Source organism: Acidithiobacillus sp. TH-A35, assembly GCF_057473505.1.
The window spans coordinates 1-6,429 of sequence record NZ_JBYCKR010000029.1 but is presented as its reverse complement, the minus strand read 5'-3'; the positions used below and the strand labels follow the sequence as shown (position 1 = coordinate 6,429).

Annotated in this window: 6 protein-coding genes; 3 read left to right on the top strand and 3 right to left on the bottom strand. The window is 56.9% G+C overall.

Annotation, left to right across the window (positions count from 1 at the left end):
- A partial coding sequence (locus AC2VNK_RS01435) for an outer membrane beta-barrel protein (protein ID WP_486882542.1) occupies positions 1 to 427 on the bottom strand: 427 nt, incomplete at its 3' end.
- A gap of 122 nt (positions 428 to 549) precedes the next feature.
- Here AC2VNK_RS01435 and AC2VNK_RS01430 point away from each other — a divergent pair.
- Positions 550 to 1,491 carry a carbohydrate kinase family protein gene (locus AC2VNK_RS01430; RefSeq protein ID WP_291521088.1) on the top strand — a complete coding sequence of 314 codons (942 nt, stop codon included), beginning with the start codon at positions 550 to 552 and terminating at the stop codon, positions 1,489 to 1,491.
- A gap of 12 nt (positions 1,492 to 1,503) precedes the next feature.
- Here AC2VNK_RS01430 and AC2VNK_RS01425 read toward each other — a convergent pair whose 3' ends face one another.
- Together AC2VNK_RS01425 and AC2VNK_RS01420 are read right to left on the bottom strand one after the other, a co-directional pair.
- Positions 1,504 to 1,890 (bottom strand): rhodanese-like domain-containing protein, encoded by a 387-nt coding sequence (locus AC2VNK_RS01425; RefSeq protein ID WP_486882541.1) that lies wholly within the window; start codon positions 1,888 to 1,890, stop codon positions 1,504 to 1,506.
- Positions 1,891 to 1,900: 10 nt separating this feature from the next.
- The gene (locus tag AC2VNK_RS01420; RefSeq protein ID WP_291521084.1) at positions 1,901 to 2,353 is read right to left on the bottom strand and encodes a host attachment protein; all 453 of its coding nucleotides are present in this window, start codon (positions 2,351 to 2,353) and stop codon (positions 1,901 to 1,903) included.
- Between the two features lie 138 nt (positions 2,354 to 2,491).
- Between AC2VNK_RS01420 and AC2VNK_RS01415 the strand changes: the two genes are divergently transcribed.
- Positions 2,492 to 4,978 (top strand): glycogen/starch/alpha-glucan phosphorylase, encoded by a 2,487-nt coding sequence (locus tag AC2VNK_RS01415; protein WP_486882540.1) that lies wholly within the window; start codon positions 2,492 to 2,494, stop codon positions 4,976 to 4,978.
- Between the two features lie 67 nt (positions 4,979 to 5,045).
- On the top strand, positions 5,046 to 6,429 hold a 1,384-nt coding region (gpmI, locus tag AC2VNK_RS01410), incomplete at its 3' end, for a 2,3-bisphosphoglycerate-independent phosphoglycerate mutase (protein ID WP_486882539.1).

The window sequence follows — 6,429 nt, the reverse complement described above, 5'->3', positions numbered from 1 at the left end:
GATATCCTACCCCGAAGACACCCATCAACGAGGTGCCCCGCCCGAGCTGGTTATTAAATAGGTTGCTGGATGCCCCCAAACCTAGAGAGAGGTAGGGAGTGTCCGGGCTGTCAAAAGCATAAAGATTACCGAGGACCGCGCCACTGTATTGATTGGCGGCGCTAGCGTGCGCGGGGCTCTGCAACTGAGCAAAGGCTGCCGCCACTTGCGCTTCAACCCCCACATGGGCATCCACACGATGCCCCAGGCGCAAGCCAACCACACCAGCATTACCTCCGCCGGCCAGTCCGCTGGATGCATCAAAAAAGGTGCTCCCGCCAAAGAGATTGATGTAGGTCTCATCATGCGCAGACTGGCCCGCCGCCCAAGCCGGAATAGCAAGGACAAGCCCGGAGAATACCAGTAAAGCGCGCAACCCCCACTTCATGACCTAATGCACCTCGTATATAGCAGCACTGTGAACTGAAACCTGTTACAATCGTAGCCTGATTTAGATGAATATACCACACCAATTAACCCATTTTGACAAAAAACCAACAAGGAGTTTTCATGTCCACTCTCGTCTGCGGTTCTCTGGCCTTTGATACTATCATGGTCTTTCAGGACCGCTTCAAGGCGCACATTCTGCCCGATCAGGTACACATGCTGAACGTGTCCTTTACCGTCCCAGAAATGCGGCGCGACTTTGGCGGCTGTGCTGGCAACATCGCGTACAATCTAAAATTGTTAGGTGGCAACCCACTGATTGTCGGCACCGCTGGCCAGGACTTCACACCCTACCTCGATCACCTAGGGGCACAAGAGTTAGACACCAGCCTACTGCGAATTCTCCCAGACCATTACACCGCGCAGGCCTTCATTACCACTGATCTGGACGACAATCAGATCACCGCCTTTCACCCCGGCGCCATGTTTCAGGCCCAGGAAAATCATCTGGCCGGCCGCATTCCCGAGGACGTGCATTGGGCCATTGTTTCACCCGATGGCCTCGGCGCCATGGTGCAGCACTTGGAAGACCTTACGAATGCTGGCATCCCCACGCTGTTTGATCCGGGCCAGGGCTTGCCCCTCTTTGATGCGGAAACCCTGACGCATCTGATTGATCGCGCCGACTACCTCACCGTCAATGATTATGAGTGCCAGATGGTACAGGCACGCACGGGTCTCAGTGTCGACGAGCTCTGTCAGCGTCTGAAAGCCCTGATTGTCACCCGCGGCGAGCATGGCTCGGTGATTTATCATGATGGCGAGGAGACGATCATTCCGGCCGCCAAGCCCAAAGCCGTTTTGGATCCTACCGGGTGCGGTGATGCCTATCGCGCAGGGCTGCTATATGGACTGGAGCGCGACCTCGGCTGGGAAACGATCGGCAAGGTCGCCTCGCTGATGGGCGCCTACAAGATTGAAAGTCCGGGCACCCAGAACCACCGCTTTACCTGGCCGGAATTTCAGGCGCGCTATCATGAAAACTTTGGCGAGAACATTGGCTAGATTTCGAGCCACTTAGGAAACGATGGGCTTATCCTCGGCATCCCAGACATTGATGCCGCCGCCAAGGTTATAAACTTCGGTAAAGCCCATCTCCTGCAAAGTCACCGCTGCCAGCGCGGAGCGCGTTCCACTGTCACAGTAAAGGACAACGACCCGACCACGCGCCAAGGCCAACTCCAGATGACAATGGCCATACTCCGGATCGGCCAAAGCCTCCAGATAGCCGCGGGGCACATGGATAGCATCGGGCAAATGCCCCTCCACGAAGGCGCAGGACTCCCGGACATCCACCACCAGCACATCATCGCGGCTGCGCAGCCAGCCCTCCAGCGTATCGCAGTCTATTTCGCGAATTTGACTGCGCGCATTCCGTATAAAATCTGCCAGCGATTTGGCCACTACTTCCCCCTCATGGACACATGACCTGGGCGAGATGCTTACTGAGCTCCTCAACACCGATATAAGTATAATCCTTGCTCAAAGTGCCTGAAACCATTGCGCTGGTAGGTGCGTCCAGTTTTTCGCGCAGCAAACCCAGAATATGCGGAGAAGCGACAAGCACCAGGTGTTGGAAAGCATTCTGCTTTCGCGCCTCACCTAAATAGGTCGCCAGTTCACTGGCGAAGTGCAGCATTTCCGTCTCTTTAGGACTGGTTTGCCATTCGATGCCAGGTCGTGCCCCGGCGGCGAAACTCTGCTGAACGCGCCCTCCCGCATCTGTCACCAGATCGTCCTGATGTTTGCGGCTGTCGGGGTGGGTCCAATCCTGCAAGAGATGCAGCCCTGTATCGCAACCTTCATTTTTAAAGAGGCGCGCCTCCGCGGCATTACTCACCAACACCCAAGTTACGGTAGCCATCATGCATTCTCCTTTATCGATTGGTCCCTTCTATAGATGGATGCGGCAGTGACAAAAAACAAGCAATAACCCCCCTTTCCTTGGGCCATAACATCACTCTATGATGGATTATCTGTCACCCGCCTTTTGAGGAGTTTCACCATGCCTGCCCCACGCCTTAGCAAAACCGCGTGTTCTCTACCTCCTTTGGGTATGGATGCCTCCAGTCTGTGCATGGACACTCGTCATTATCTGCTGCGCACTCTGGGCGCCGAAGAAACGGCAAACTCGGGGAGCAGCGTTTATACCGCTCTGGCCATGAGTCTGCGTGACCGCTTGGTCGAGCGCTGGAAGGGCACCCAGAAAAAAGCCGCCGCCGAGAATGGCAAGCGCACCTTTTATCTATCCCTGGAGTTCCTGCTCGGGCGGGCTATGGGCAATACCCTGCTGAATCTGGGTTTGGAAGACGCCGCACGCGAGATACTTACCCAGGAGCATCGTGAGCTGACGGACATTATCGAGGTTGAGCCTGACGCCGGCCTGGGTAACGGTGGCCTGGGCCGCCTTGCGGCATGCTTTCTGGATAGCTGCGCCTCTCTGTGCTTGCCGGTCACGGGTTATGGTATCCGCTACGATTACGGCATGTTCCGTCAGGAAATTCGTGGTGGCGAACAGGTAGAGGAACCTGATCACTGGTTGAAGAACGGCTATCCCTGGGAACTGAAACGGCCAGAGCGCGTGCGCCGGGTCCATTTTTTTGGGCGTAGCGACACCTATTATGATGCTCAAGGGGAAATGCATTGGCGTTGGGTCGACACCCACGATGTGCTTGCCGTACCTTACGACATCCCCATTCCCGGCTATCGCAATGAAGTGGTCAATACCCTGCGCCTCTGGCGTGCGGCATCCACCGACATTTTTGATCTCGGCGAATTCAACGCTGGCGCTTACCCCGAGGCGGTCGCGGCAAAAAACAACGCAGAGCATATCAGCATGGTGCTCTATCCCAACGATAGCAGCGAAAACGGCAAAGAGTTGCGCCTGCGCCAGCAGTACTTTCTGGCCTCCGCCAGTCTTCAGGATGTGGTCGCGGACTGGGTCGCTGTCCATGGCGAAAATTTCCGCGATTTTGCCAAACATCACTGCTTCCAGCTCAATGATACCCATCCCAGTTGCGCCGTGCCGGAACTGATGCGCCTGCTGATGGATGAGCATGGCCTGAACTGGCAAGACGCATGGGACATCACCAGTCACACCATGGCCTATACCAACCACACGTTACTGCCCGAAGCACTAGAGCGGTGGTCGGTGCGTTTATTCCGACAGCTCCTGCCACGCCTGCTGGAAATCATCTTTGAAATCAATGGGCGTTTCCTGCAAGATGTGGCACGGCGCGCACCGGGCGACACCGGCTTGCTGCGGCGGCTATCTATTATCGAAGAAGACGGCGAGCAGATGGTGCGTATGGCACACCTCGCCGTGGTGGGCAGCTTTTCGGTCAATGGGGTCGCGGCATTGCACACCCAACTCCTCTGCGATGAGCTTTTCGCCGATTTTCACCGTCTCTGGCCGAAGAAGTTTAACAACAAAACCAATGGGGTGACACCGCGACGCTGGCTGCAATGGGCCAACCCAGGGCTGCGTGACCTCCTCACCGAGCGCATCGGCCCCGACTGGAAGCACGACCTGGAATGCTTACGGAACCTGACACCGGCAGCAGACGATGCGGAGTTCCGCAAGCGCTGGACAGAGGTACGTCGCGTTAACAAGGAACGGCTGGCGGCACTCGTGCATCAGCATACCGGCGTCACCTTCATTTCCGATGCCTTAGTGGACGTGCAGGTGAAGCGCATCCACGAATACAAGCGGCAACTGCTCAACGCCCTGCATGTCATTCACCTCTACGACCGCATCAAGCGTGGCGAAGCTGCCGAGGTGACCCCCCGCAATGTCCTGTTTGCCGGCAAGGCGGCGCCCGGCTACTTTATGGCCAAGCGCACCATCAAATTCATCAATAACATTGCCAACGTCATCAATCACGACCCCGATACGGAGGGCTTGCTGCGCGTGAGCTTCCTACCGGACTACCGGGTCTCCCTCATGGAGCATATCTGCGCGGCGACTGACCTCTCCGAGCAAATATCCACGGCGGGTAAAGAGGCCTCCGGTACCGGCAACATGAAGTTCATGATGAATGGTGCCCTGACCATCGGCACTCTGGATGGTGCCAATATTGAAATTCGCGAAGCGGTCGGTGCGGAGCACTTTTTCCTCTTCGGGCTCAATGCCCAAGAGGTCAGACAACTGCGCGGGCACTACAATCCAGAGATATATATTCAGGCGGACCGTGATTTGGCGCGGGTCATGGACCTGCTGCAGAGCGGCTATTTCAACGCCTTTGAACCAGGTATTTTCGACCCCGTCGTCCATGCCGTCACCCATCCCCATGACCCGTGGATGGTGCTCGCCGACTTCACCAGCTACAAGCTGAAGCAACGGGAAGCGGCGGAACTCTGGCGTGATCAGACCGAGTGGCAGCGTCTCAGCATCCTCAATACGGCGGCCAGCGGCGTTTTTTCCAGTGACCGGACCATCGCCCAGTACAACACGGATATCTGGCATCTGAAACCGCTGGTCATGGCCCCATGACAGGATTCGCCCGATCTGTTCTAATGCCTTTCACTAACGGGGTGCGTTCGCCACATAGAGGAAACTGATGACTCATAAACCACGTCCGGTGTTACTCCTGATCCTCGACGGCTGGGGTTATCGCGAGGAACTCGAGGATAATGCCATTGCCCAGGCACGCACGCCGAACTGGGATGGCTGGTGGCAGAGTTATCCCCATGGCCTCATCAGTGCGTCTGGGGCCTCTGTAGGACTTCCGGGCGGGCAGATGGGTAACAGCGAAGTCGGGCACATCAATATCGGTGCCGGTCGCGTGGTGTATCAGGAGTACGAACGTATTAATCGTGCCATCGTCGATGGCAGCTTTTATTCTAACGGCACCCTCTGTGCGGCGGTGGATGCCGCCAAGGCACAGGGTGGTGCTGTACATATTCTTGGCCTGCTTTCGGCGGGCGGGGTGCATTCCCACGAAGAACACGTTCTCGCGGCGCTGCGCCTGGCACGAGATCGGGGCGCCGAACGGGTTTACGTGCATGCCTTTCTGGATGGCCGCGACACCCTGCCACGCTGCGCGGAAGCGTCTCTGGAGAGGCTGGACGCGGAGATAAACACTCACGGCGGTACTCTGGCTTCAGTGATTGGCCGTTTCTATGCCATGGATCGTGACCACCGCTGGGACCGGGTACAGCAGACCTATGATCTGCTCACCCTCGGCAAGGGTGAGCACTATGCTACGGGTGTCGAGGCGCTCGCTGCCGCCTATGCGCGTGGCGAAAGCGACGAATTTGTCGCCGCCTCCCGGATTGGTGCCAGCCCGGCGTGTATCAGTGATCACGATGCCGTGTTATTCATGAACTTTCGCTCTGATCGCGCCCGGCAGATCACCCGCCCCTTTATTGAAGCAGACTTCGATGGCTTTACGCGGCAGGCGATACCCCATCTCGCAGACTTCGTTACCCTCACAGAATACAGTGAGCGCTTTGACGTGCATGTCGCTTACCCTCCCACCCGCCTGAAAAACACCTTTGGTGAATGGGTATCGCAATTCGGCTTGCATCAACTGCGCATCGCAGAAACGGAAAAATACGCCCATGTCACCTTCTTTTTAAATGGCGGTGACGAAAAGGTCTTCCCGGGTGAGGATCGGGTGTTGGTTCCCTCCCCCAAGGTCACCACCTACGATCTGCAGCCGGAAATGAGCGTGAATGAACTGACCGATACGCTGGTCACCCGTATTGAAAGTCGCCAGTACGATGCCATCATCTGCAATATCGCCAATCCTGACATGGTCGGCCACAGTGGCAAACTGACTGCCGCCATCGCTGCAGTAGAAGCGGTAGACCGCAGCCTGGGTCGCATTGTCAGCGCCGTGCGCGCCGTAGGCGGCGAAGTGCTGATCACTGCCGATCATGGCAATGTTGAACAAATGCTGGACGTCGACAGCGGCCAGGCACACACCTCCCATACTTGTA

Excerpts from the sequence above, each read along its gene's own strand:
- AC2VNK_RS01430 (WP_291521088.1), top strand. The coding sequence starts at position 550 with ATGTCCACTCTCGTCTGCGGTTCTCTGGCCTTTGATACTATCATGGTC.
- AC2VNK_RS01420 (WP_291521084.1), bottom strand. The coding sequence starts at position 2,353 with ATGATGGCTACCGTAACTTGGGTGTTGGTGAGTAATGCCGCGGAGGCG.
- AC2VNK_RS01415 (WP_486882540.1), top strand. The coding sequence starts at position 2,492 with ATGCCTGCCCCACGCCTTAGCAAAACCGCGTGTTCTCTACCTCCTTTG.